The 24,441-nt window shown below is 60.3% G+C and carries 22 protein-coding genes; 15 read left to right on the top strand and 7 right to left on the bottom strand.

The genetic code is table 11. The annotated features are described in order from the left end of the window. Positions 1–27: 27 nt before the first annotated feature. The 4 genes from HU767_RS09270 to HU767_RS09255 all read left to right on the top strand — a co-directional run bounded on the left by HU767_RS09270 (position 28) and on the right by HU767_RS09255 (position 5,018). On the top strand, positions 28–1,038 hold the full coding sequence (locus tag HU767_RS09270; RefSeq protein ID WP_186729366.1) for an NAD(P)-binding domain-containing protein: 1,011 nt from the start codon (positions 28–30) through the stop codon (positions 1,036–1,038). A gap of 28 nt (positions 1,039–1,066) precedes the next feature. After that, on the top strand, positions 1,067–2,083 hold the full coding sequence (locus HU767_RS09265; protein ID WP_186729365.1) for a dihydrodipicolinate synthase family protein: 1,017 nt from the start codon (positions 1,067–1,069) through the stop codon (positions 2,081–2,083). Positions 2,084–2,099: 16 nt separating this feature from the next. Then, positions 2,100–3,569 (top strand): NAD-dependent succinate-semialdehyde dehydrogenase, encoded by a 1,470-nt coding sequence (locus tag HU767_RS09260; protein WP_186729364.1) that lies wholly within the window; start codon positions 2,100–2,102, stop codon positions 3,567–3,569. Positions 3,570–3,884: 315 nt separating this feature from the next. After that, a complete protein-coding gene (locus tag HU767_RS09255; protein ID WP_186729363.1) occupies positions 3,885–5,018 on the top strand; it encodes an FAD-dependent oxidoreductase in 1,134 nt (377 codons plus the stop codon). Positions 5,019–5,061: 43 nt separating this feature from the next. Here the strand turns inward: HU767_RS09255 and HU767_RS09250 are convergent, their stop codons facing one another. Continuing rightward, positions 5,062–5,796: an EthD domain-containing protein gene (locus HU767_RS09250; protein WP_186729362.1), complete on the bottom strand. Its 735-nt coding sequence runs from the start codon at positions 5,794–5,796 to the stop codon at positions 5,062–5,064. Positions 5,797–6,076: 280 nt separating this feature from the next. On the opposite strand from HU767_RS09250, the gene HU767_RS09245 reads away from it, so the two are divergent. After that, positions 6,077–6,853, top strand: a complete 777-nt coding sequence (locus HU767_RS09245; protein WP_186706229.1) for an EAL domain-containing protein — start codon at positions 6,077–6,079, stop codon at positions 6,851–6,853. An 88-nt stretch (positions 6,854–6,941) separates the two neighbouring features. On the opposite strand, the gene HU767_RS09240 is transcribed toward HU767_RS09245, so the two are convergent. Continuing rightward, positions 6,942–7,346 carry a hypothetical protein gene (locus HU767_RS09240; protein WP_186729361.1) on the bottom strand — a complete coding sequence of 135 codons (405 nt, stop codon included), beginning with the start codon at positions 7,344–7,346 and terminating at the stop codon, positions 6,942–6,944. Positions 7,347–7,598: 252 nt separating this feature from the next. On the opposite strand from HU767_RS09240, the gene HU767_RS29050 reads away from it, so the two are divergent. Together HU767_RS29050 and HU767_RS09230 are read left to right on the top strand one after the other, a co-directional pair. Further along, complete coding sequence (locus HU767_RS29050; RefSeq protein ID WP_346343460.1) at positions 7,599–7,829, top strand: SDR family oxidoreductase; 231 nt, start codon at positions 7,599–7,601, stop codon at positions 7,827–7,829. A gap of 573 nt (positions 7,830–8,402) precedes the next feature. Further along, the gene (locus HU767_RS09230; protein ID WP_186729360.1) at positions 8,403–9,674 is read left to right on the top strand and encodes an outer membrane protein transport protein; all 1,272 of its coding nucleotides are present in this window, start codon (positions 8,403–8,405) and stop codon (positions 9,672–9,674) included. Between the two features lie 68 nt (positions 9,675–9,742). On the opposite strand, the gene HU767_RS09225 is transcribed toward HU767_RS09230, so the two are convergent. After that, on the bottom strand, positions 9,743–10,765 hold the full coding sequence (locus HU767_RS09225; RefSeq protein ID WP_186729359.1) for an AraC family transcriptional regulator: 1,023 nt from the start codon (positions 10,763–10,765) through the stop codon (positions 9,743–9,745). Between the two features lie 143 nt (positions 10,766–10,908). On the opposite strand from HU767_RS09225, the gene HU767_RS09220 reads away from it, so the two are divergent. From HU767_RS09220 to HU767_RS09210, 3 genes are all read left to right on the top strand, one after another. Next, positions 10,909–11,808, top strand: coding sequence for a fatty acid desaturase (locus tag HU767_RS09220; RefSeq protein ID WP_186729358.1), 900 nt, complete (start codon positions 10,909–10,911; stop codon positions 11,806–11,808). Positions 11,809–12,086: 278 nt separating this feature from the next. Beyond that, the gene (locus HU767_RS09215) at positions 12,087–13,184 is read left to right on the top strand and encodes an ABC transporter substrate-binding protein (protein WP_186729357.1); all 1,098 of its coding nucleotides are present in this window, start codon (positions 12,087–12,089) and stop codon (positions 13,182–13,184) included. 26 nt (positions 13,185–13,210) lie between these two features. Continuing rightward, positions 13,211–16,984 (top strand): ATP-binding protein, encoded by a 3,774-nt coding sequence (locus HU767_RS09210; protein ID WP_186729356.1) that lies wholly within the window; start codon positions 13,211–13,213, stop codon positions 16,982–16,984. A 5-nt stretch (positions 16,985–16,989) separates the two neighbouring features. Here HU767_RS09210 and HU767_RS09205 read toward each other — a convergent pair whose 3' ends face one another. The 3 genes from HU767_RS09205 to HU767_RS09195 all read right to left on the bottom strand — a co-directional run bounded on the left by HU767_RS09205 (position 16,990) and on the right by HU767_RS09195 (position 19,774). Beyond that, positions 16,990–18,057, bottom strand: a complete 1,068-nt coding sequence (locus HU767_RS09205; RefSeq protein WP_238349438.1) for a DUF2955 domain-containing protein — start codon at positions 18,055–18,057, stop codon at positions 16,990–16,992. Further along, on the bottom strand, positions 18,047–19,066 hold the full coding sequence (locus tag HU767_RS09200) for an HlyD family secretion protein (RefSeq protein WP_346343458.1): 1,020 nt from the start codon (positions 19,064–19,066) through the stop codon (positions 18,047–18,049). The genes HU767_RS09205 and HU767_RS09200 overlap by 11 nt, the downstream gene beginning before the upstream one ends. 183 nt (positions 19,067–19,249) lie before the next feature. After that, entirely contained in the window at positions 19,250–19,774 is a 525-nt protein-coding gene (locus HU767_RS09195) for a transporter suffix domain-containing protein (protein WP_186706237.1), read from the bottom strand. A gap of 301 nt (positions 19,775–20,075) precedes the next feature. Between HU767_RS09195 and HU767_RS09190 the strand changes: the two genes are divergently transcribed. Both HU767_RS09190 and HU767_RS09185 read left to right on the top strand, forming a co-directional pair. After that, positions 20,076–20,447, top strand: a complete 372-nt coding sequence (locus tag HU767_RS09190; RefSeq protein WP_225917636.1) for a carboxymuconolactone decarboxylase family protein — start codon at positions 20,076–20,078, stop codon at positions 20,445–20,447. A 45-nt stretch (positions 20,448–20,492) separates the two neighbouring features. Further along, positions 20,493–20,882, top strand: a complete 390-nt coding sequence (locus tag HU767_RS09185) for a MerR family transcriptional regulator (protein ID WP_186729354.1) — start codon at positions 20,493–20,495, stop codon at positions 20,880–20,882. Between the two features lie 12 nt (positions 20,883–20,894). Here HU767_RS09185 and HU767_RS09180 read toward each other — a convergent pair whose 3' ends face one another. After that, entirely contained in the window at positions 20,895–21,788 is an 894-nt protein-coding gene (locus HU767_RS09180) for a LysR family transcriptional regulator (RefSeq protein WP_186706239.1), read from the bottom strand. A 95-nt stretch (positions 21,789–21,883) separates the two neighbouring features. On the opposite strand from HU767_RS09180, the gene HU767_RS09175 reads away from it, so the two are divergent. The 3 genes from HU767_RS09175 (at position 21,884) to HU767_RS09165 (ending at position 24,434) form a co-directional block, all read left to right on the top strand. Then, on the top strand, positions 21,884–23,050 hold the full coding sequence (locus HU767_RS09175; protein ID WP_186729353.1) for an MFS transporter: 1,167 nt from the start codon (positions 21,884–21,886) through the stop codon (positions 23,048–23,050). Between the two features lie 85 nt (positions 23,051–23,135). Further along, positions 23,136–23,765 (top strand): LysE family translocator, encoded by a 630-nt coding sequence (locus tag HU767_RS09170; RefSeq protein ID WP_186729352.1) that lies wholly within the window; start codon positions 23,136–23,138, stop codon positions 23,763–23,765. A gap of 306 nt (positions 23,766–24,071) precedes the next feature. Continuing rightward, positions 24,072–24,434: a metalloregulator ArsR/SmtB family transcription factor gene (locus HU767_RS09165; RefSeq protein ID WP_186706242.1), complete on the top strand. Its 363-nt coding sequence runs from the start codon at positions 24,072–24,074 to the stop codon at positions 24,432–24,434. Positions 24,435–24,441 lie beyond the last annotated feature (7 nt).

The following is a 24,441-nucleotide window of genomic DNA, read 5'->3' as shown; positions in this document are numbered from 1 at the left end:
CTGATCCCCGATTGCGAGGTTTGCGCCATGCATCACGCCCAAGAACTCCAAGTCATTGCCCCGACGCTTTTTCTCAGTGACGCCGATGTGGCCTCGCTCGCCGACTGGAGCACCGCCGTCGCCGCGCTCGCCGAGGCGTATGCAAGTCCCGCATCGGACGCCATGGTACCGCCTCGCTCCATGGCCCGGGGCGATGGCATCTGGCTGCGCAGCCTGACCGCTGTCCCACCCACTGGCGGCCACATGGGCTGCAAGTTGATCGCGGCCTCCATGCGGGCGCGCTGTGCCAGCTACCTGATCGCGTTGTTCAATCAGCAAACCATGGCGCTCACTGCCCTGATCGACGGCAATCGGGTCACGGGTTTGCGCACGGCGGCAACCGCTGCGCTGGCAGTCGATTTACTGGCGCCCAAGCGCGCGCTGCGGGTGGGGGTGATTGGCTCGGGGTTTGAGGCCCGTGGCGCATTGGACTGCCTCAAGTCCGTGCGCGATGTGGCGCATGTCCGGGTATTCAGTCCAACGCCCACTAGCCGCGAGCGCTTTGCCGAAAGCTTCAGGCCTGGGCTGGATATCCAAGCGGTGAACAGCGCGCAAGAGGCCGTGCAGGATTGTGATGTGGTGATTTGTGCCGCCCGCAGCCGTGACGAGTCGCCGGTGTTGCAAGGCGCGTGGCTTTGCCCCGGCACTACGGTCGTGTCGTTGGGTTCCACCTTGCCTGAGCAACGGGAAGTTGACCCGGTCACGATGGAGCGAGCCGTCTGCATCGTCGCCGATATGCCGCAAGAGGTACTCCACGATACCGGCGATGCCATTGCGGCGATCAGTGCCGGCGTGTATGTCGCCGACAAATTGGTCGCGCTGTCGGACCTCGTCGCGGGTCGTGTCACCCCACGGCAAAACGAAAGCGACATCGTTCTTTACAAGTCTGTTGGCTCGGCGCTGCAGGACGTCGTCATCGCCCAAGCCCTGTACGAGCGCGCCCGGCAACAAGGCCTCGGCATCGAGTTGCCCGCCAGCATTGTCCCTGTCTCGAAATAACCCCTCCACTGTTCGAAGGAAAATCATCATGGCCACATACAAGAAAGCAGATGCCCGTGCCTGGGCGCGGGAAAACCTGGTGGGCTGCTCGGCGGTCACCATTCCAAGTTTCAGCGCCGATCTTAAGCGACTCAACGAACGTGGCATTCGCCACGACATTGAACATACGGTAGGCCTGGGCTACAGCGCCACGTTGCTGTGCAGCGAACTGGCGATCTCTCCCCAGGAGAACGCGCAGTTCACCGCCTGGGCCCGTGAGTCGGGGAAAAACCTGATCCTGTTCTTCCACGCGGCTTTTGGCACGCTTGCCGAGAACATCGAGGCGGTGAAGCTCGCCGAGAATGCCGGTGCCGACATCGTCCTGCTCTCCTATCCGCCGCAGTTCTGGCCGACCAGCGAGCAGGAAATCTACGACTACACCAAGGCGTTCTGCGACGCGACGGACCTTGCGGTCATGCTCTTTCCGATCCCGCTATGGGGCTTCGAGCGCGTGCATCCAGCGGGGATGTCGTTGGAGTTGGTTCGTCGGCTGTTGGCCGATTGCCCGAATATCGCCGCCATCAAGTCCGAGCAAGGGTTCCCGCTGCCAGCGGGCATTTGTGAGATGTATCACCACTTCCGCGATCAGGTGGTGATCAGTTGCCCGATCGAAGGCGACGCTATCCCCTTGATGAGCCTGATGAAACTGCAATTTTCCGGCACCAGCAACACCGCCTGGATGAGTGACTACTACCCGAAAGCCTTCGAACTGGCCCGCACGGGCCGATTTGAAGAGGCGATGGAACTGTATTGGAAGGTCAATCCGGCCCGCAGTGCCAACGGCGCTGCTGCGCAAAGCTACGCCGGCGGTACCGGTGTGCTCAACCGGACGATGTGGAAATACCAGGACTGGCTCGCCGGCTTCAACGGCGGACCACTGCGTGCCCCGGCGATGCGCGTGCCGGATCGTTTCATGAAGTCGCTGCGCCAAGGCTTGGTCGCGTCGGGGTTGCCGGTGACTTCGGATCCTGACAGCGCCTTCATGATCGGGCGTCATCCGTGCTGATCGAGAGGGTTGCACAATGAAGCATTTACTCAAGGATCCTACGCTGTGGCGCGACGGTGCCTATATCGCCGGTGAGTGGCTGGCCGAGACGCCGCACGGTCAGTACACGCTGCGTAATCCGGTGGACCAAACGGTACTGGCCGAGTTGCCGCGCTGCCGTGAAACTGAAGTCCGGCACGCCATCGACGCGGCGCATGAGGCCTTTGGCCCATGGCGTCGCCTGACGGCCAAACGCCGTGGCGAGGTATTGCGTCGCTGGTATGAGTTGATGGTCGAACATCGCGAGGACATCGCCACGCTGATTACCCTGGAGGAGGGCAAGCCCCTGGAGGAGGCGCGGGGTGAGGTCGATTACGCGGCGTCTTTTGTGCGCTGGTTTGGCGAGGAAGCCACACGGGTGCGCGGTGATCTGATTCCGGGCGTAAAGGACACTCAGCGCATTGTGGTCCTGCGCGAACCCATCGGCGTCTGCGCCGCGATCACGCCCTGGAATTTCCCCGCTGCGATGATTACACGCAAGGCCGCTCCAGCCCTCGCGGCCGGTTGCACGATGGTGGTAAAACCGGCCAGCCAGACGCCCCTGACCGCGCTGGCACTCGCCGAACTGGCGCAGCGCGCTGGCGTGCCCGCCGGCGTTTTCAGTGTGATAACGGGTAATGACACGCGCGACATTGCCGGTGAACTCACGGCCAACCCGTTGGTGCGCAAACTCACCTTCACCGGCTCCACCGAAGTGGGCCGGCTGCTGCTGGCGCAAGCGGCACAGACGGTCAAGAAATGCTCCATGGAACTGGGTGGCAACGCCCCGTTCATTGTCTTCGACGATGCTGATCTGGATGCAGCCGCTGACGGGGTGATGTTGGCCAAGTTTCGCAACGGTGGGCAGTCCTGTATCGGCGCGAACCGGGTGCTGGTGCAGTCAGGGGTTTATGACGCATTGGCGGAGCGCATCGTCGAGCACATGGCACGCTTGAAGGTCGGCAATGGCCTGGAGCCGGGTGTACAGGTCGGGCCGTTGATTGACGAGGCGGCGGTAAAAAAATCCCAGGCCCTTGTCGATGATGCGCTGGCGCAGGGTGCCCGATTGCTGTCCGGCGGCAAGCCCCATGCGCTGGGCGGCTGTTTCTTCGAGCCCACCTTGTTGGCCGATGTGACCCATGGGATGCGGGTCGCTCGTGAAGAGATCTTCGGTCCGGTCATGCCACTGGTGCGTTTCGACACGGATGACCAAGCCATTGCCATGGCCAACGACAGCGAGTTTGGCTTGGCGGCGTATCTGTTCAGCCGTGACGCGGCGCGTATCTGGCGCAACGCCGCGCGCATCGAATCGGGCATGGTGGGCATCAACTGTGGCTTGATTTCAAATGAAGTCGCGCCTTTCGGTGGCGTGAAGCAGAGCGGGCTTGGGCGAGAGGGTTCACACCTTGGGATCGACGAGTTTCTTGAGGTGAAGTACCTCTGCTGGGATGGCTTGGAAAGCGTGTGACCAACCGTCGTTAAAGGCCGGTGGATGGCGGTTTGTGTGAGCCGTCGTTCATCGGCTTTTGTATTTGTTCTGCCGCAAAGGCAGGCACTCCGAGCAATGCCCCCGGCTTACCTGCGAGACCCATCGCCGCCAGCGATACCTCGGATTGTGCAAAGCGATTTCAGCGCTGATAGCCGATTCGATAGTCTCGTGGCTGATCCGGCATTTTTCGTCGGCATTCCATGTTGCTGCGGCATTGACGCAATGACGCCGCAGCGCTCGTCGGTGCGCCATGCAATGTCTGCCCGAGTGAATAAGAATAATTAGGAGAGCGTGATGATTGCAGCAGTCAACAAGGTTCTGGTGATCGGAGGAGGGTTCTCCGGTATGACCGCGGCTATCCAGCTCGCCCGCCAGGGCGTCGAAGTGGACCTCGTCGAAATCGATCCGTTGTGGTGTCCCTTGGGAGCGGGGATTACGCTCAGTGGGCCCACGCTGCGAGCGCTTGATACGGTTGGGATTCTGGAGCGGGTCGCGGGGGAAGGGTATTTGTCGACCAATTTTGATGTGTTTTCACCGGCCGGCGACCTGATCGTGCAATTGGCGCTTCGACCGCCGGTCAGCGATAAACCGATACCCTGTGGTGGCGGCATCCTGCGCCCGGTACTGGCTCGGATATTTGCCGACAGGACGCGGGAAGTGGGGACCCGTGTGCGCCTGGGCATCACCTACGACAGCGTCATCGAGCATGACGATGGCATTGACGTGTCTTTCACCGACGGGACTACTGAACGCTATGACCTGGTCGTCGCCGCTGATGGCGTGCATTCGCGCACGCGAAAGGACTTTTTCCCGCAAGCGCCTTCGCCAAAACCCATTCATCAGAGCGTCTGGCGCGCGGTGCTGAAGCGTCCGCCGGAAATCGTGCGCCCCACTCATTGGCTGGGTCGCACCAAGGTTGGCGTCAATCCAATCTCCGAAACGCACATGTACATGTTCCTCATGGAAAACCGCGCGTTTTCCGAGTGGATTGATCCGGCCAGTTGGCCGGGTGAAATGGCGCGCCTGCTGAGTGAGTTTCCAGCCCCGATCCTGCAAACGCTGGTGCCGCAACTGTACGAGGCGGGCGCCAGTATCGACTATCGTCCCCTGTCCAATCTGTTGGTGCCGCTGCCCTGGCACAAGGGCCGTATCGTGCTGATCGGCGACACGGTGCATGCCACCACGCCACACCTGGCTTCCGGGGCCGGCATCGGTATTGAGAGCGCCATCGTGCTTGCCGAAGAGTTGCTCGCCAGTAGCAATCTACAGACGGCCCTGAGCCGGTTCGAAACGCGGCGCTGGGAGCGTTGCCAACTCGTAGTCGAGAACTCCGCGCGGCTGTGCGAGATAGAGAAAAGTGGTGGGGACAAGGAAGAGCATGCACAGATCATGCGCGAGTCCACTGCGACGCTGGCTGAGCCTATTTGAGGGATCGCGACCCTTCTGAATGGAAGGGTCGCGCTGCTGGTCTTCAGGAGCAGTGATCGAAAATGACGACCTCTTTGACGTAGGCGAAAAAAGACGCCGACGTCAGCGCCACGCCGTCCTCGGCAAGTTTTTGAAACAGCGCTCGCTGATACTGCCGAAAGGTCGAAAAATCCGCTTCATTTTCAAACCACAGGCTAGAGGCACCTTCGTATACGGCGATGTTTGGCCCGAAATAGGCCGTCACCTTGTCGCCCTCGGGTAGGTACCGGGAGCGAACATACCGGCGTAGGACGTTCTGGAAGTCGGGCTGTTCCCGGGTAATGCTCTCGTGAGCTGCGTCCCAAGCTTCGAAAAAACGATCGAGCGCAATGGCTGGATTTTTCTTCAGCAGGATCATCACCTTCCATGGGAGAGGCGCTGTAGCGGTGCTAGCCGTCTCCACTTCATCCATCAGTTGAGCGAGCTGCTCGGAAAGGTCCGCGAAGTTCTTTGCATCAGGGCCGACGGTTTGCTGGGTATAGGGATCGCTGAAGGTGCGAATCAAACCCGGCACGTCTTCAAAAAACAGCTCTGTAATGGAGTCTTTGTGAAAGGACTGGATGTAGGAACTGTCGGAGTCGATCCCGAAAGCGGCGTCGATGATATGGTTCTGCACGTACCGTTTGACGCCTAACGGTTTGGCTTTAGCGATTGCTCCGTGGGTGTGCTCCACATAGTTTAAAAACTCGGCATGCGTCATTCCGGGTTTTCTGCGTACAGCGGCTAGGATCTTAATCATGAGCGCGTTCTCGTTTTTGGCAGGGCGACAAGTCTTGGACCTTAAATGCAATGAGCGCGGGTGTTATTCATCTAGTTGTTTTCCAACACCAAAATATAAGGCCAGGTTTATCCCGCGAACCAATCGGTATTCGTGCTGGTAGGTATCGCGCAATAACATGCTTGAGCAGCCTTGAGTCCGATAGTGCGCCACACACTTCGGCCCGCGCCGACTCAGGTGGTGTCGGCTACAGTTCCTGGTAACCGCAGGAATGTATCTTGACCGCCACGGAATATTGCTCATGACGAAAAGCCTTCCATTCCAATCGCTCGGCTGCGCCGAATGCCGCAACCATGAGGCGCTGGGGTTCGATTTCACCATGGCCTTCCAGCCTATTTTCAACGTCCGGACACACGCTGCGTTTGCTTATGAAGCGTTGGTCAGAGGCGTCAATGGTGAATCGGCTGGCTACATCCTGGGGCTCGTGAACGACAGCAACCGCTACCGATTCGACCAGGCTTGCCGGGTGAAAGCCATCGAGGAAGCCGCAAGGCTGGGCCTGCTGGACATTCCCGATTGCTTGCTGAGCATTAACTTCCTCCCGAACGCCGTATACCGGCCGGAGACGTGCATCCGGGCTACCCTGGAAGCGGCGCGCCTGGCCCATTTCCCGCCAGAAAGGCTTATGTTCGAAGTGACCGAAGGCGAGAAGGTGGTCGATCCTGATCACCTCAAATCAATTTTCGTGGAGTACGAGCGCCAGGGTTTCACTACCGCCATCGACGATTTTGGCGCGGGGTATTCGGGTCTTAACCTGCTGGCCATGTTCCAGCCGCAGGTGCTGAAGATTGACATGGCACTGACCCGAAGCATTGATCGAGACTTGGCCAAGCAAGCGATCGTCGAAGGCATCATCCTGGTCGCCAGGCGCTTGGATATCCTGGTCATCGCCGAAGGTGTCGAGACCCGTGAAGAAAGCTCGACGCTTCTAGGCATGGGGATCGAGCTGATGCAGGGATATTTGTATGCAAGACCCGAGGTCGGTCATCTTCCGGCGGGATGCTTTGACTTGGGTTGATGTGTCCAAGCTCTCCAGCGGCCAGCATTCTGGAGTTGCTCGTTGCAGTTGAATCGAAAGCGCCCTCCGGCCGCGGTCCGGAGAAGCTTTACAGCGTGATACTGGTGGCGGGGTAGAACAGAATGTTGAGTACGAAGAGGATCATCCAGAAACCGATTTCCAGTGTTTCGGTAATAGGTTGGATCTTTTTGATTGCGCCGTAGACATGCACGAAAAACATCAGCGTGAAGACCACGAAAAGAATATCGAAGGCATAACTGAAACTGGTGCCGGTGGTGGCCGAACGCAACATTGCTATTTCAACGACTAGAATGAACGCGCCGAGGCAACGGCCGAAATAGATAGCCAGGTGTTCGTGTTCGGGGACGGTCCAGCGCATGAGCCGGGCCCATTGGAGCGGGGCGAGGAAGATGGGTAAGGCAAAGAACAGGGTGGTCACGATCATCAGGGTGGTGATGTATTCCTTGCTGTATTGCGCATAGTAACCAAGCATTTAACAACTCCTTGTTTTATGGGTGCATCTAGGCACCCCTGCAGTAATTTTTATTGTTGTTGTGACTGGCTGGTTTTGCGGCGGGAAGTATTGCGAGGGCTGAACAGCAGCGTCAACGCTACGATAGCGCCTACTACCAAAGGCGCTGAGGGATGTAGTACCTCCCACATCCTAAGTTTCGATGCGGGTGTGTTGTTTCAATACAATACAATGTATGGGAGAAAACAGTAGAGAGCGTTTCGATACGACCCGATACAAAAAGCTGTCAAATTTGGAGTTGCCGTACCATCGCGTAGGCTGATACGGCATCGGCGGTCGAAAACAGTCTCGACTGCAGCGCTGCGCCAACATGTCGAGCAGATCACGCCACTGGGGTATACGGCCCAACCTGAAGAAATCGCCTCGTCGGCACTGTTCCTTGCATCCGCCGATGCGAAATATGTCGACGGTGTGGCGCTGATGGTCGACGGCGGCTTGACTTAGCTACGGCAGAAGCGGCGTTATAACGGCGACCTAGTTATCCAAGAAATCCGTGAGTATGTCTGTGGATAACCGCGCTGATGCCAGGCAGGCAGCGCGTTTCAACGGGCGCTCAAAAAATGTACAGGCAGTTTGATGTCACCTTCCGCCGTGGGCGACTGAGTTTAAACAGGGCGCTGAAAACCGGGACCACCTTGCATGCATGTTCAAGGGAGCCGCCTTCGCTTTCAGTGCTGTCTTGCGTCGGCAACGCTTCTGAATTGCCTCCGAACCCCTTCTGCGCAGCCTATTCCGAAAAACGCGTACCCTGCCGGCGCGATGCCGCAACAAGCCCTTTATTTGTTCGAGTGGTGACTGTTGACACAAATGGTCACATGAATAAATATGACGCGTCTGTCTCGAGGGATCGCCATGAATCAGCGCCGCGGCAGGCCTCCGGTTTTTTCCAGGGCAGGTCTCTACGGGGATCACTGTCAGCCCGTTCAGAGAGCGCTGATATGCCCAGCTTTGCCCAGTTGCTGCAGCAATTCGTCACGAGCTCCATCCACCTCAGCTGCTGTTTCAAGAGTTCAAATAATGAAAAAAATAATGCTCAAGACCCCACTGGGCTTCGCCGCTCTGCTCGCAACTTCTCATGTGCTTGCAAGCGGATTCGCTCTTAATGAACAAAGCATCAGCGGGATGGGATCGGGGTTTGCCGGTCGTTCGTCCTCTGCTGAAGATGCGAGCACCGTTTTCGGCAATCCGGCAGGCATGTCTCGATTGAAGAGAGAGGAGATGAGTGTCGGCGCGGCGATGCTTTTCGCGAAGTCCGACATAAGCCAAACCAGCAGCACCTTCGGTGGCCAGGAGGACGGCGATATGGTGCCAGTGACCACGGTGCCAATGGGTTACTACGTCAAGCCCATTGATGAACACTGGGCGTTCGGTGTTGGTTTTTATGTTCCTTTCGGTCTGATTACCGATTACGGCAGCGGTTTTGCCGGGCGTTATTACGCCAACAAAAGCGAGGTCACGACCCTTACGTTCCAGCCCACTGTCAGCTATGCCTTTAACGACAAAGTCTCGATTGGCTTCGGTCCCACCCTCAACCGAATCAGCGGTGAAATATCGGGAATGGTGCCCAATCCCCTGAGCCCTGGTCGCAACGATGGAAAACTCAAAAGCACTGGCGACGACACGGCCCTCGGTTTCAACGCCGGGATCCTGGTGCAGGCTACCGACCGAACCCGTTTGGGGATGACCTACCATTCCAAGGTCAGTTACCACTTGGACGCCAAGACCAAGGTCACCGATGGAATTTTCAGCTTGCTGGGTGTCAGTGGCGAGAGCTATGACGCTTCGCTGGATGTGGATACCCCGGAATCGGTGGACTTCTCGGTGACTCATCAGCTCAACGCTGATTGGACCCTGTATGCGGGGAGCACCTGGACGCGTTGGAGTCGCTTCAAGGAACTGACCATCGAGAACTCGGGATTGCCTCCTTTGCTCAGCGGCTCGCTCGGCACCATCACCGAAGAGCAGAATTGGCACGATACCTGGGCTCACGCCATCGGTGCGGCGTATCGGTTGAACAACCAATGGGTGCTTCGCGCAGGTTTGTCGCTCGACCAGTCGCCCGCCAATAACACCAATCGCGGACCGCGTATTCCCACGGGTGACCGCACGGTAATCAGCTTCGGTGCTGGTTGGACACCGGTGGAAGATGTCACGGTCGACGTCGCTTATTCTTATCTGCAGGAGGAGAACGTGCAGGTCAACCACACCTCAGCGACCCGGGGTGCCTACCGTTCCAAGTATCAGAACAGCGCCAATGGTCTGGGTGCTTCGGTCAGCTACCGCTTCTGATGGATTTCCGCTTTACCGTATCTGAACGACTGGGTGGCACATGTTGCCTCCCGGTCTTATAGGTGCGCTCACCGCTTCGAGACTTTTCGATATTCATTCGGCGACTGTCCAAACCAGCGCCGGAACGCGCGCGCGAAGGCTGTAGCATCAGCGTAGCCAAGTTGAAACGCTAGATCCTCCAGCTTCATCTCGGTATTTCCCAACAGTTGCCCGGCGAGTTGTTTACGCTCCGCCTCGACGAGTTTGCGCAAAGTAGTGCCTTCCTCTGTCAGCCTGCGATGCAGGCTGCGCGGCGCCATCGCCAGCTGATTGGCAACCTCTTCAAGGGAAGCTGCCAGTCCCGTTGCCCCCAACAGAAGTTGTCGGACCTGGCCGGTGACGCCGCCGACTTGCCGTCTCTCCAGTTGCGCGCGGCACTGCTCTTCCAATAACCGGACCAGATGTGCGTCGTACATCGGCAGCGGCAACTCCGCGTCTTGCCGACGTAGCACGATGGCGTTGCTCGAACAGCCATAGTGCGGCGCGATGCCGCTCAGTGCTTCGATTCGGTCCGCGTGGGCCGGCGGGCTGCCTTGAAATTCGAGCCGTAGCAGGCGCAATCCCGACAACGCGAGCTCGTCGAACAGGCGAATGCTGGTCGCCATGTCTCGTTCCAGCAGGAATTGCCGCAGGTGGTGCGGGATCGCTGAGGCGTCGACGCTCGTGCCGTATTCATGCTGATCGCAGAATATCTCCAACCGGCAATACGCCGTGCTCAGCGGCAGGTAGCGCAGGGCGCACTGAACGGCCTCGCGCACATTGCGGCTGGTTCGCAGCGCAAACCCCCAAAGGCCGAAAGTCGCCACGTTGTACCGCAGGCCAAGCTCGAAGCCCAACGCGGGAACGTCCGGCAAAGCCAGCATCAGGTTTTCGATCAGGCGCATCTCCTGCTCGCGTGCGATCAGGGCGTCCGCGTCCCGCAGCTGCGCTTCGATGATGCCGGTGCCCAGCAGGCAGGTCTGCGCATCGACGCCATAGCGCGCAGCGAAATTCACCATCACCTGACTGATGGCCACGGGGTGCTTGAAGATTGCGTGCTTTGGTATGCCCATGCCGAAAACTTCTAAAACAACGGTGTGATACGGCCTGGCCAGAAATGCATGGCAATAGGCGTCCCAGGTCCTACTAAAGGTACATGACTACCGACTAAGGTTGCGCAACCCACTAACAATAAGAACGTCCCGGGAGGACGACCATGGATCAGGATCTCGACGCGCTGAATAAAAAAGCCGTTGCCACGGCACGCGAATACACCACTGAACTGGCCTGGCCGACGATGGCACTGGTGCTACTGGTGTGGACATCGCTTATGGGCGATTTTTATCTGTTCGCGACAGGTCAGTTGTCCCTGCCAACGGCGACACTGATCTATGCCGTTGTCACCTACATGTCCTATACACCCCTGCATGAGGCCGTGCACGGCAATATTCACGGTGCTCATCATCGACTGCAGTGGCTCAATGATCTTTGTGGGTACCTGGTCGCGCCTTTGATGATGGTGCCGTTCTCTACTCACAAGGTCGAGCATTTCACCCATCATCGTTTCACCAACCAGCCGGACAAGGATCCGGACTACGTTGTGAATGGCATGAGCGGTGGATTTCTCGCTTTCCTGGCGTGCGGATTTCGTTTCCTGTGGGTCCAGAACACCTTCTTGTTCCGCGATTATTGGCCGACCGCTCCACGGCGGGTGAAGGCAGCCTACATTGCAGAGGTGCTGTTCGCGATCGGCTGGCGTGCCGCGCTCATTGCGCTCATTGAGCGAGAACATACCTGGGTGCTACTGGTGTTCGGCTACTTGGCCGGTGGGTACTTCGTCGCGTACTGGTTCGCCTATCGCCCCCACGTGCCCTACCAGGAGTCCACGCGTTACCGGAACACCAACAGCCTGATCATGCCCGGATGGATCAAACCGTTGGAGTGGTTCTGGCTTGGACAGAACCTGCACTCCGTGCACCACCTGTTCCCACGGGTGCCGTTCTATCGCTACCACGCATTGCACCGCCGTATCGAGCCGATCATGCGTGCTCACGGTACACCGATGATCGGCGCCTTCAATCGACGCAATGTCGACGCTGCTCGACGTCCTGAATGACAAGGGTTGCGAAACATTCTTCGCCACTGGGTGGCGGGATGGTGGTAAGGCAATTGCTCCGCGTAGAGCCGGTTGAGATCGAGACACCGGTGCCGCCGCCACTGTGAGCTTATGAATCGCTCAGTTGGCTGAAATTCTCCATGGCCGCGCGAAGCGTGCATGTTGAGACTATGCTCATTGCCACTGCAGCAATGTACTGGTTTCAATTATCGGCCGCCCAAGAAAGGAGTCTGTATGTGCCTGTTTTTTCCTGCTCGGTTCTATTCGGGAGTGGCCGAATGAGCGGCTTGGTATCCCATATCGTGTGGCGCCTCGCCGGCTGCGTGGCCGGGCTGGCGATGGTTGCCACCCCTCCAGCCCAAGCGGCCGAGGGCGGTATCGCCGGCGGCCCGACCGCAAGCTATAGCATTGCCTTCAGCAACTCCTACGCGGGAAGCGATTTCCGCAAAGTCATGGTGCGCAACTGGCAGGAGATCGCGGCCCAGGCGCAAAAGGATGGCTTGATCCGGGAGGCTCCGGTGGTCAGCGCCAATAACTCCGCATCGGAACAAGCGGCCCATATCCAGGACTTGATCGTCAAGGGCACCAACGCCATCGTTATCCTGGCCGCGTCCGACACGGCCCTCAATGGGGTGATCCGCGACGCTTGCAACGCCGGCATCGTGGTGGTCGTGATGGCCAGCCTGGTCACCGAAAGCTGTGTCTATACCGTGGACTACAACTGGTCCGCCATGGGCCGCGTGGAAATCGATTACATCGCCGAGCGCCTCAAGGGGAACGGAACGCTGTTGGAGATTCGCGGCATTGCCGGCGATGCCACCGATAAGAATATCAGCGACGGTATTCGCAAGGCCGCTGGCGACTACCCAGGCCTGAAATTCGCCAAGACGGTGTACGGGAACTGGACGGCTTCCGTGGCACGCAAGGAGGTGGCGCTGGCGCTGCCGTCGCTGCCCGGCATTGATGCCGTCGCGACTCAAGGGGGCGACGGTTATGGCGCGGCCATGGCGTTCAAGGCGGCGGGGCGCCCCTTGCCGATCATCGTGATGGGGAACCGCCAGGATGAACTCGCCCTGTGGAAACAGGAACGCGATGCCAATGGTTACGAGACCGTCTCTGTCTCCGCTTCTCCGAGCGTCTCCCAGGTGGGTTTCTGGGTGGCCCAGCAGATCCTGGCGGGCAAGCAGGTGCCTAAGTTCGTCGAGGTGCCGTTGGTGCGTATCGATGGGAAAGACCTGGACGCCTGGCTCGCCACGATGCCGGTGGGCGGCGCCGCCAATCCTTTCTACAGCCAGGCTTCCGTCGCGGCGATGATCGACGCGGCCATCGACAATAAGGCCTCGCCCACGCCTTTGCCGGAAGTTACCAAACAGTAGTGGCGCGCGGGAAGCGTGGAGGGGCCATGGTGACATTCCAACTCGCCACAGACAGGCCCATTGCCGTCAGGATTGGCCTGGCGGTCGCCGCGCTGGTGTTCCTGATGCTGGCGGTGTCGCTGGTGAACCTCTACGGCCTGCGCGGCATGGTACGTGCGGTGGATTCCGCCAGCCATTCCGCGGAAATCCTGGCCTCGGTCAACGGGGCCACCGGACGGGTGGAAAATTTCATTGCCACCCGCGACCAGGAAAGCCTGTCCCAGGCCGAAGGCATGGTGGCGGCGGCTATCGCCGGTCTTTCCGCCATTCCGGTGGCCGAGGCGCAAACGCTCAAGGGCAGTCTGGAACGGCTCGCCGCGGCGATCGCCGCCTTGCGGGCGGCGAGCCTGGCCATGGAGGGCGAAACGGAAAACATGACAGCCCACTACGGCCGGATGCGAGAGGCGACCCTCCTGGTCGAACAGGGCATCGCCGATGGGTTGAAGGGAGTCGAGTCCCGCGCCGTTGAGCACGAAGCGCGGGCGGGCAATATCGAAAGTGCCCATCGCATCCTGGACACCCTGCGCAACGGCGAACGGATCATCACCGCCAATGTGGCCAGGGTGCTGGTGACCGGTGACGGGGCGGCCGGCACTGCGGCGCGCAGTGCCGGCGCGGCACTCCAGCCCGTGGTCGAACAACTGCGTGAAATGATGGGGGCGCCACAGGAGCGAGAGGCCCTGGGCCAGTTGGCGACGGCGCTCGCTGCTGCCAGCCGGGCGGTCGAGCATCTTGGCGAAGCGCCCAAGCTCCGGGGGGACGAGGCTTTGCGGCATCTCGCTGTCGTCGGGGATGTGGTTGAGCGCCTCGAGACAATGCTGGCTGACGTGGAGGGGCAGGTCGCCCATGACGCAAGCGACATTCAGGCAGCCACCGGTTTGCTGCACAATGCCGCCGCGTTGTCCAAGCGTTTCGCCGAGCGTGTCGCCACCCTGGAGGCGCAGACTTTGTCGTTTCGCCTGTCACCGTCGACCGAGATCGCCAGTTCGGTCGGTGCCATCCTGGACGAACTTTCCCGCCTCTCTCGGGTGCTCCCTTCGTCCGTGGGGCTGCAAGCCAAGGCTACGCCCTTGACGGTCAGCGATCAGATTGCCGGTTACCGGGCGGCATTCGCCAGGTTCCATCAGGCGAGCAATGCCCTGGGCGGCGCGCGCGATCAGGTTCGCAACGAAGCACGGAGCGCCGGCCTGTTGGTGGCGCGCTTCGCAGGCCAAGCGCGCTCCGACGCCGTGACCCACAATGATCGCAGCATGCTTGCGACAATACTTGCGGGCACCGTCGCCATTCTGCTGGCCGGCGCTATCGCCTGGAGCACGTCGCGATTTGTCGCGCAGCCCATCGTGGCCCTGGCCTCGGTCATGCGCCGGCTCGCCGCCGGTGACCTGAACGCCGAGATCGCCAGCGCCGGACGCGGCGACGAGATTGGCATCATGACTCGCGCCGTACGGGTGTTCCAGGAGAATGCCCTGCGCATCCGCGTGCTGGAGGCCGAGGCCGAGGCCGAACGACAGCAAGTCCAGGCCTCTCTGGAAAGAATGGTCGCCGAACGGACCGACACGCTGCACCAACAAACCGAAGTGCTGGAGGCGCAAGCCGTCGAACTCATTCAGGCGCGCAACCAGGCCGAGACCGCTAACCAGGCAAAGAGTGATTTCGTCGCCACGGTCAGCCACGAACTGCGCACTCCGCTGACCCTCATTCTCGCCCCGCTGGAGCAGCTTTCGGCGGCGACCACCCCACCAGTGGACTGGCGGGTGCAAATCGAACGCGCCCAACGCAATGCGCTGCGCTTGATGAACCGGGTGAATGACATCCTCGATTTCTCCAAGGCCGAAGCGGGCAAGTTTGAACTGTGTCCAACGCCCATTGACTTGAACACGGTGGTGGGGGTGCTGGCCGAGGATGCCGCCATGGTGGCCGAGGGCAAGGGCTGCACCTTGACCTGCAGCATCGATCCCGCGCTCGGCACGGTGTTCCTGGATCCCCGACACTTCGAGAAAATTCTGCTCAACCTGGTCAGCAATGCCATCAAGTTCACGCCCGCTGGCGGCACCGTGCACCTGGCCGTGACGCCAATGGATGGCGAGCGATTCGAACTCGCGGTGCAAGACTCGGGGATTGGCATTGCGCCGGACAAACTGCCGCTGCTGTTCCAGCGGTTTTCCCAGATCGACAATTCCGCCACGCGCCATTACAGCGGCACAGGCATTGGCCTGGCCCTGGTCAAGGACCTGGCCGAACTGATGGGGGGCGAAGTCGGCGTCAACAGCGAGCCCGGACGAGGTTCGTGTTTTTTTGTCCGGCTGCCGCTGGGGGCTGAGCAACACACTGTGCCGACCGAAGCCAGCCCTATGCACGAGCGATCGTCGCCAAGCACAACCAGCACAATAGAGCAGCGCCACCTGCGCTTTGACGACGGTCGCCAGGGCAGTCGCAACGATCGGGCATCGACGCCAGGCACAGACGACGAGCAGCCCCCGGAACATGCCTTGCGATCCAAAGTACTGGTGGTCGACGACAGCCCGGAAATGCTCAGCTATCTCAGCGAACTGTTGCACGACGACTATACGGTCGCCACCGCAACGGATGGAGAGCAGGCCTGGGCACTGCTGCAGCTTCGACCCATCGATGTCGTGGTTTCGGACGTGATGATGCCGAAGCTTGACGGCTTTGGCCTGACCGCACGGATCAAGGCCAGCGCCGGTTTTGCCCATTTGCCCGTGATCCTGGTGACCGCCCGCGGTGGTAGCGAGGCGTGCATCTCCGGGCTGGAGAGTGGCGCCGATGACTACATCGCCAAACCCTTCTCGCCGCTGGAGCTCAAGGCCCGTGTGCGCGCGGCGCTACGCATGAGCCAGGTGCAAACCGAACTGCATGCAAAATCCCGTCAGGCGGGCATGGCCGAAATCGCCACGACTGTGCTGCACAACGTCGGCAATGTCCTCAACAGCGTGAACGTATCGGCAGAGCTGGTCAGCAGTCAGATGCGTTCCTCCAAGGCCCAGGGGCTGGGCAAGGTAGCTCAATTGATGAGCGAACACGTCCATGACCTGAGCGATTTTCTCACCAACGACCACAAGGGAAAGATGCTGCCCGATTACCTGCTCAAGCTGGCGAAGGTGGTGACGGAAGAGCAAGAGGGCATCATCGAAGAACTCGGGCAACTCACCAAGGGCATTGACCACATCAAAACCATTGTCGCGGCCCAGCAGTCCTATGCCGTCGCCGTCAGTATTGTCGAGACAGTGCCAGTCGCAGCGCTGATCGACGATGCCTTGCGCATGAGTGCGGGACTACTGGCGCGCCGGGAGGTGACGGTGGTCAAGGACCTTGCCGACTTGCCCCTGCTGCCGTTGGACCGGCATCGGGTGCTGCTGATTCTGGTCAACCTGATCAACAATGCCAGGCAGGCGTTGGACAGCGTGGTCGATCGCAGCCCATGCGTCACGTTCAGCGCGTTCCTCGCTGACGGAGCATTGCGCATCACGGTGGCCGACAACGGCAATGGGATTGCGCCTGAGCACCTCAAGCGTATTTTTTCCCATGGCTTCACGACGCGCAAAGACGGTCACGGTTTCGGCTTGCACAGCTGCGCGCTGGCCGCGCAGGAAATGGGTGGCAGCTTGACCGTGCACAGCGACGGGGCCGGACAGGGCGCAACCTTTACCCTCGATATTCCTCTTGATGCTTCGCTGAGCCAGCGAAGCACACCGAACCGGCACATCCAGCCGGTCGACGATATGTCCGCGACCCATGAGTGAAGGTTTTACCCGCCGGACCGGGTGGCTGCGATGGGCTGCTGCACGCGCGCGCTGGGCCACAGCAGCGCGGCCAGGCCAATGGCATAGACAACCGCAAACAGCACGTAGGCGATGCGGGTGGAAAACAGCTGGGGCGTTTCTGTCGGCAACGGTGATACACCGAGCCCGAACAAGATGAGAAACGTCATGAGCCCTGCGCCGAATACCTTGCCAGCGGTGTTACCCATGGCGGCTTTGCCGGCAAACAGCAGGCTGACCAGCAGCAGGATCAGCGCCACCAGCCACAAGGTCGGCCGCAGTTCGAACAGCGTAAAGGCCAAGGAAGCCACGACTCCACCCAGCAGGTTGACCATCACCAGCCCGAGGGCGCTGCGGCTGCTCATGTCCAGAGAGAGCTGGCTAAGCAACGAGGCCACCGTGATGGGGACGACCATCGCTGTGGCCAATCGTGGATCGCTCAGGCACAGCGCAATCATGGCCAGCAAAATCGCCGCGCTGGCCATGGCCTGGCGAATCACCAGCGTCAGCTCGCGCGGCTGAGCGCGTTGCGGGTCGTCCTGTTCACCCGCAGGGTCGGGCAGCAGCGCATGGGCGCCCCAGGTCAGTAGCAAACCCAGGCTGACCGCCTTGACCAGAACGAGCACGATGGACTCGCCCAGATCGCGCTGCACGGTATCGAGCATCGGCACCACAATGGCAATCACCAGCATCAGCGCCGGTCCCGCGCCGCCCAGTTGTCGGCCTTGGGCGGTAAAACAGGCGAAATAAAACAGCCACAGCGACGGCAGGAGCACCCACGGGCGCTCACCGAACATGCCGGTGATGACCACCAAGAGCGCGCCGGTCAGCAGACTCACCAGCAGCGTGATCAACCCTTGGGATAACGCTGGCGCGCGGCGGCTGGCCAAGAGGAACTGGATGGCAAACAAGGGCGCGAGAAAGGGCAGGATGTCACCCAGGACCAGACCCGTGCACAAGCCTACGGTCACGGCCAGGGCGACGCGCAATCCCTGGCGTTTGATCCGCAGCAGTTCCAGCGCCGCTTGCCCATCGATTGACCCCTCAATTGACATAATTCAGCCAGGCGCCCAGGCGTGTCATCAATGCCCCCAGCGCGTTCGTCATGGGGTTGTCGTCGGTATAGATCACCACGCTTACCTGCGAGCCGTAACGTGGGCCGATCGGGTGCGGTTCCTCCACGATCAGGCGTACGGGAAAGCGTTGCGGGTCGCGCACCCAACCACTCTGGTTGCGCACGGAGGGCAGTGCGGCGTTGCTGCTATCTTGTTGTGCGACACCCCAGCCAACGCTTTCAACATGGCCCTTGAATACCCGGCCCGGCAAGACATCGAACACCAGTTCCGCCGGGTCGTCAGCCTGCACATGCTCCAGGCTGTTTTCCTTGAAGGCCGCAGACACCCATACCGTGCCCCTGTCGATGAAGGTCAGTGCCGGTTGGCCAGCGCTGATGACTTGGCCAATGGCGAGCTGCAGGTTAGTGATCACGCCATCGGCGGGTGCAATGACTTCGGTACGCACCAGATCCAACCGGGCTTTTTCCAGCGCGGCCAGGGCTTGCTTGAATTGCGGGTTGTCGTTGCCTTTGGGCCCCAGTTGCTGGCGGGCCCGTTCCAGGTCGGCTTGGGCTTTGCTCACGGCCGCTTCGGCGGAGCTCAGCGAGGCTTTGGATTCATCCTGGCGGGCGGGGGCGAACACACCGCGCTCGACCAATTGATTCACCCGCCGGGCTTGCTCGCGTATGTTGTCGCGCTGCGCCCGCGCCGACACCAGCTGTGCCTGTGCGGCATCCACCGAGGCAGTACTGGCACCCAAGGTTTGGCCGGTTTCCTCCAGTCGCGCTTCAGCCTCGTTGACGACAAGCTTGTAGGGTTGCGGGTCGATACGAAACAGCACCTGGCCGGCCTTCACCCGGGCATTGTCGAGCACCGCGATTTCTGTCACACGGCCCCCCACCTCGGCAGCCATTTCGACCACATAAGCTTGCACCACGGCTTGTGACGTCGAGGGCGTGCGTCGCTCCATGAAAATGGAGAGGGTGAACAGCACGGCGATCAATATCACAACGCCTAGCGCAATGCGTCGCAGAGGATTGGCTGGCGCAGGCTTTTCAGGCGGCGGTTCAGTTTGGCGCTCTGGCTCGAAGGAAACGGGCGAATTCTGTGTTCCGGGCATATCGGCACCTGCAACTCATGGCATTTCAAGAACAACTGACAGCGCGCCGGGGGAGGCGGTCCGGGCGTTGGCTCAGAGCGGGTCAGCGCTAGTGACCCGTGCGGTGCGGATAAACAGCGCGCGCAATTTCTCCCAGAAATTGCCACCCAGGACGAAGAAGCTGCTCACCAACAGTGCATCGCCAAGCAGTTGCAATGCCCAGCTATTGGGACGCAGGCCGGGTGCGAAAGCGTCGACATAGGGTTCGAGAAAGGAGCACACCAAGGGCAAGCAGAACATCACCAAGCCAATACGGTGGCGGGTAACGCTGACCTCCAGCTCGGCGCTGGGCACAAGGCCCGACACGTAGCCGAACACATGTTGCTTGAGCTCCTGGAAACCCGCCTTGCCCATCACTGCGATGACCAGCAGCAACAGCACCTTGTTGATGATGAACAGTGCGCCGGTGATCGCCGCGATGGTGGAGCGGGGCACATCCGCAGCCGCTGCCAGCGGCACCAACAACCACAGCGAGAGCATCAGACAAAGGATGGCGATGCCTAGCTTGAAGCGCCATTTCGCGGACTTTGACGTTGCCGGGGGCTGAGCCGTGGTCATGCTGCCTTACCTTCGTTTAGACATTATTGTGGGTATGGTCTGGAGCAAAACTGAGCTTAGCAGCTGGACTGTCGCCGCGTTTTTTTAACAACAGTCCCCTGGCACCAGGCGCTTGACTTAGAGCGCGCTCTAACCAATAGCCTTCTTGTTGCACCGCCAAAACGGCCAGTTCCGTTGTGCGGCTTAAACAAGGAGATAGGCCATGACATTTAAAAAACTTAGCGTTGCAACCGGGCTCGTGCTTTCAGCGTGCGTAACTGTAGCGCCGGCAACTGAGCCGGATAGTCGACGAGCGAAGGGCATGGAGACCCTGGAAAAAATCACCGGAGCCACCGGCAACACCGTGGTGAACTCGCTGAGCGATATTTCGCCCGAGCTGGGTGAGTGGATAGTCGATTTCGCCTACGGTGATGTGTTTTCCAGGTCTGGCGTCGCGCTTTGCACACGCGAGCTGGCAACCATCTCGGCCCTCACCGCGTTGGGGAACGCGCAACCGCAACTCAAGGTGCACATAGAGGGAGCCTTGAATGTCGGTTGTAAACCTGAGGAAATCGTTGAAATCATCATCCAGATGGCGGTGTATGCTGGCTTTCCAAGCGCGTTGAATGGCATTAGCGCAGCGCGGGAAGTGTTCGCCAAACGAGGCATCAAGATCGCCGCGCGTCCCCAGTGAGCGGGCCCCCTGCATGACCAACACCGATGGCCAAGGACAGTGCTTATGAACGCCTACCAGACGATTAATCAGGTCGCCAAGCGTACCGGCCTCACGGCGTATACCCTGCGCTATTACGAACGCATCGGTCTGTTGGCACCGGTCGCCCGAGCGGCCGGCGGGCAACGCCTTTATGCACCGACTGATATGGCGTGGCTGGATTTTCTGCTGCGTCTACGCACCACTCACATGACCATCGGCAAAATGCAGATGTTCGCCAAGCTGCGCAGCGCCGGGGATTCCACCGTTGCCCAACGCCGCCAGATGCTGGAGAGCCATTTACAGGAGGTACAAGCCGAAGTGGTTGCCATGCAAAACGCCGTGGCTGCATTGCAAGTCAAGATTGATTATTACCGTGGGCTTGAAACGGGGGAGGATGTTTCGCACCTGTTCTAGGAGGGCGGCTGTTCACATCCGATGATGCTCTAGCAGAAAGTCCACGAACACGCGTACCCGCGCTGGCATCGCCGAGCCACCGACGAACACCGCATGGATCGGCTCCCGGTCTCCGGGGTTCCATTCTTCCAGCAGCGGTATCAGGTCGCCGCGCTGCAGGTCCTCGCTCACGGTGAAATCGCCGATACGCGCGATGCCAGCACCTACCCGTGCGAGTTGTGCCAGTGCCTCACCACTGCTGCATTCGATGTTGCCGCTGACCTTCAAGGAAAACGCTCTGCCGTCACGGGTGAACGGCCAGTTGGGTTCGGCACGCCGGAAGTTGAAGCGCAGGCAGTTGTGCCGGAGCAAGTCTTCCGGTTCCCGGGGTGTGCCATGGCGCTCAAGGTATTCGGGCGAAGCCACCACCACCTGACCGGTGTCGCCGATCTTGCGCGCGGTCAGCGGGCTGTCGGGCAAGTGGCCAAAGCGTACCGCCACGTCGGCCTGGCCGCCGAGGATGTCGACCACTTCATCGCCGAGGGTGAGGTCGACAACGATATTCGGGTAACGGGCGCTGAAGGCTGCCACCAGAGGAACGATGGTCTGCCGCCCATGACCCAGGGCGGCGCTGACCCGCAAACGGCCCTTGGGCACGCCCTGGTCGGCGACGGCTTCTTCGACCTCGGCCATGTCGGCCAGGATTCGCCGGGCGCCGCGCAGGTAAGCCTCGCCCTCGGCGGTGAAGGTGATCGCTCGCGTGGTGCGCAACAGCAGGCGAGTGCCAAGGCGTTGTTCGGTACGGGCGATGACGCGACTGACCGCCGACGGGGTCAGCCCCAATGCACGTGCGGCGGCTGACAAGCTGCCTTCTTGCGCCACCGTGACGAACATGGCCATTTCACCTGAGCGACCGTTGAAGTCCATTTGTGCTCCTTAAGCAAAGGTGATTGCCAAAAATGCCATCTACCGCCTGGAAAGGCTGGATCGTAGCATTTGCGGCATAGATGAGGAGCCTTCCAATGCGTATCAATCCACCACTTATCGCACTCGCCATGGGTGCCTTTGGCATCGGCGTAACCGAGTTCGCCCCCATGGGCATGTTGCCGGGCATCGCTGCCGATCTCGGCGTTTCCATTCCCGCCGCGGGCCTGTTGGTCAGTGCTTACGCCCTTGGCGTACTGCTCGGCGCGCCGCTGATGACCCTGACCACCGGGCGGATTCCCCGGCGCTATCTGCTCATCGGACTCATGGCGATTTTCACCCTGGGTAACCTGATGTCAGCGCTGGCGACCGATTACTACAGCCTGATGGTCGCCAGGGTGGTGACCTCACTGAACCATGGCGCGTTCTTTGGCGTGGGTTCCATCGTCGCCGCCAGCGTGGTCGCCCCGGACAAGCGTGCCGGCGCGGTCGCGGCCATGTTCATGGGCCTGACCCTGGCGACTATCGGCGGCGTGCCGCTGGCCGCCTGGTTTGGCGAACTGTTCGGCTGGCGCAGCGCATTCTGGGGGATTACTGGCCTGGGTGTAGTGGCGATGGCCGCGTTGAGGTTCGCCCTGCCCAATGTGCCGGCGCCGAAAAGCAACGGTGTGCTAGCCGAAATCCGAGTATTGAGTCGTGGTCCGGTGCTGGGGGCGTTGGCCCTGACCGTCGTTGGCTCAGGTGCGATGTTCACCGTCTTCACTTACATCGCTGCGATCCTGAGCAGCGAGACTCATGCATCCACCCCTTTCATCACCGCCATGCTGGTGCTGTTCGGTGTGGGGCTGACGTTGGGCAATATGTGGGGCGGCAAGGCCGCGGATCGCTCGATAGACCGCACCTTGATCGTTTCGCTGAGCGTGCTGATCCTCGTCTTGCTGGCCTTCACCGTATTGATGCGTTGGCCGCTGCCTGCTGCGGTTGCCATCTTGATCTGGGGTATCGCCAGTTTTGCCCTGGTGCCGCCACTGCAAATGCGCGTGATGGAAGCCGCCAAGGACGCGCCTAACCTGGCCTCGGCCGTGAATATCGGTGCCTTCAACTTAGGTAACGCGATTGGCGCGGCGCTCGGCGGTGCGGTGATCAATGCGGGGTTGGGGTATCCCGCGATTTCCCTGGCCGGAGCGGCAGTGGCTGGCCTGGGGCTGTTGATGGTGTTGGCTTTTGCCTGGCGTTCAAGGGTTGGTGCGGCTGCGGCGGTGTGATGGATACACGGACCGTTTGACCAGACTCCAAGTGGCTCATTAGAGTGGGTAGCCGGACCGGCTGCCGACTGCCATGGACATCCAAATGAGCGACCTACCCCTGCTGCTTGCCTTCATCGCCGCTGCGTCAGTGCTCACGGTGACCCCCGGCGTGGACACCGCCATGGTGCTTCGCGCTACCGCAACTGGCGGTCGACGTTCGGCGGCGATGGCTTCCCTCGGTATCGTGCTCGGCTGCCTGGTGTGGGGCGCCGCGGTGTCACTGGGGCTCGGCGCCCTGTTGCACGCTTCGGAGTGGGCTTACCTTGCGCTGAAAATTGTCGGCGCAGCTTATCTCGTCTGGTTGGGCGTCAAACTGCTGCTGCGGCCCAGGACAACGCTGCAAGGGCAGGGGAGCGAGAGCGTGGCTGGCTCTGCGCGTGACGCCTTTATCCGCGGTTTATTGACGAACCTGCTGAACCCCAAGATAGGTGTGTTCTACATCACGTTCCTGCCACAGTTTGTCCCGAGTGGCGCGAGCGTGGCCAGTTACTCCTTCTTCCTTGCGGCGTTACATGTGTTGTTGACGTTGGCCTGGTTCGGCATTCTGGTGGCGGCGACGGTGCCACTGAGCAATTTCCTGAAACGCCCGGCGGCCCTGAAGGCCCTTGATCGGCTCACGGGCGGTGTTTTTGTCGCGTTTGGGCTCAAGCTGGCTGTTTCCAATCCGGCTTGAGCCGAATGTCGTACTGCCAGTGGTTCAGGCATGGCCTGCCGCTTAGCGTCCTCGAAGTCAGCGAGCGTCGGCTGCTGACATTTCGCTAGACCTCCATGCTCGGAACCGGCCCGCCAAGGTCAGGGCATTTGTCGATTTGATGACTGCGTATTACCGGCTCAAGTCGGATGAATTGGCGGCTGCTTGTTTACCTTGCATTCGGAAAACCATATATTCGCCAAATCGAATATGCAGCTTGTACGCTCCATGGCATTCATGAGCGCATCAAGACGTTCGTCCAGGTAAAAACCGAACGCTGAGATCGATATGGCTAACCCTCTGACACCCACCACCGTTTTCAAATGCCTGGCGGATGAAACCCGTGTCCGCACGATGCTGCTCATCACCGCAGAAGGGGAGCTTTGTGTTTGCGAACTGACCTGCGCGTTGAACGAGAGCCAGCCAAAGATCTCCAGGCACCTGGCTCAGTTGCGCACGTGTGGTCTGCTTTCGGACCGTCGACAGGGCCAATGGGTTTATTACCGGCTGCACCCGAACCTGCCTGATTGGGTTCACCACGTGCTGGCCACTACGCTCGAAAGTAACAGGCATTGGTTAAGCCTTGATGCCAAGCGCCTCGATGAAATGGGTGATCGTCCTGAACGGGCCGTCATGTGCTGTGCAAACTAGGTCGCTT

The organism is Pseudomonas sp. SWRI179, from assembly GCF_014268705.1.
Taxonomy (GTDB): Bacteria; Pseudomonadota; Gammaproteobacteria; order Pseudomonadales; family Pseudomonadaceae; genus Aquipseudomonas; species Aquipseudomonas zanjanensis.
Note: the sequence above shows the minus strand (reverse complement) of the source record. Positions and strands in the feature narration are given on the sequence as shown.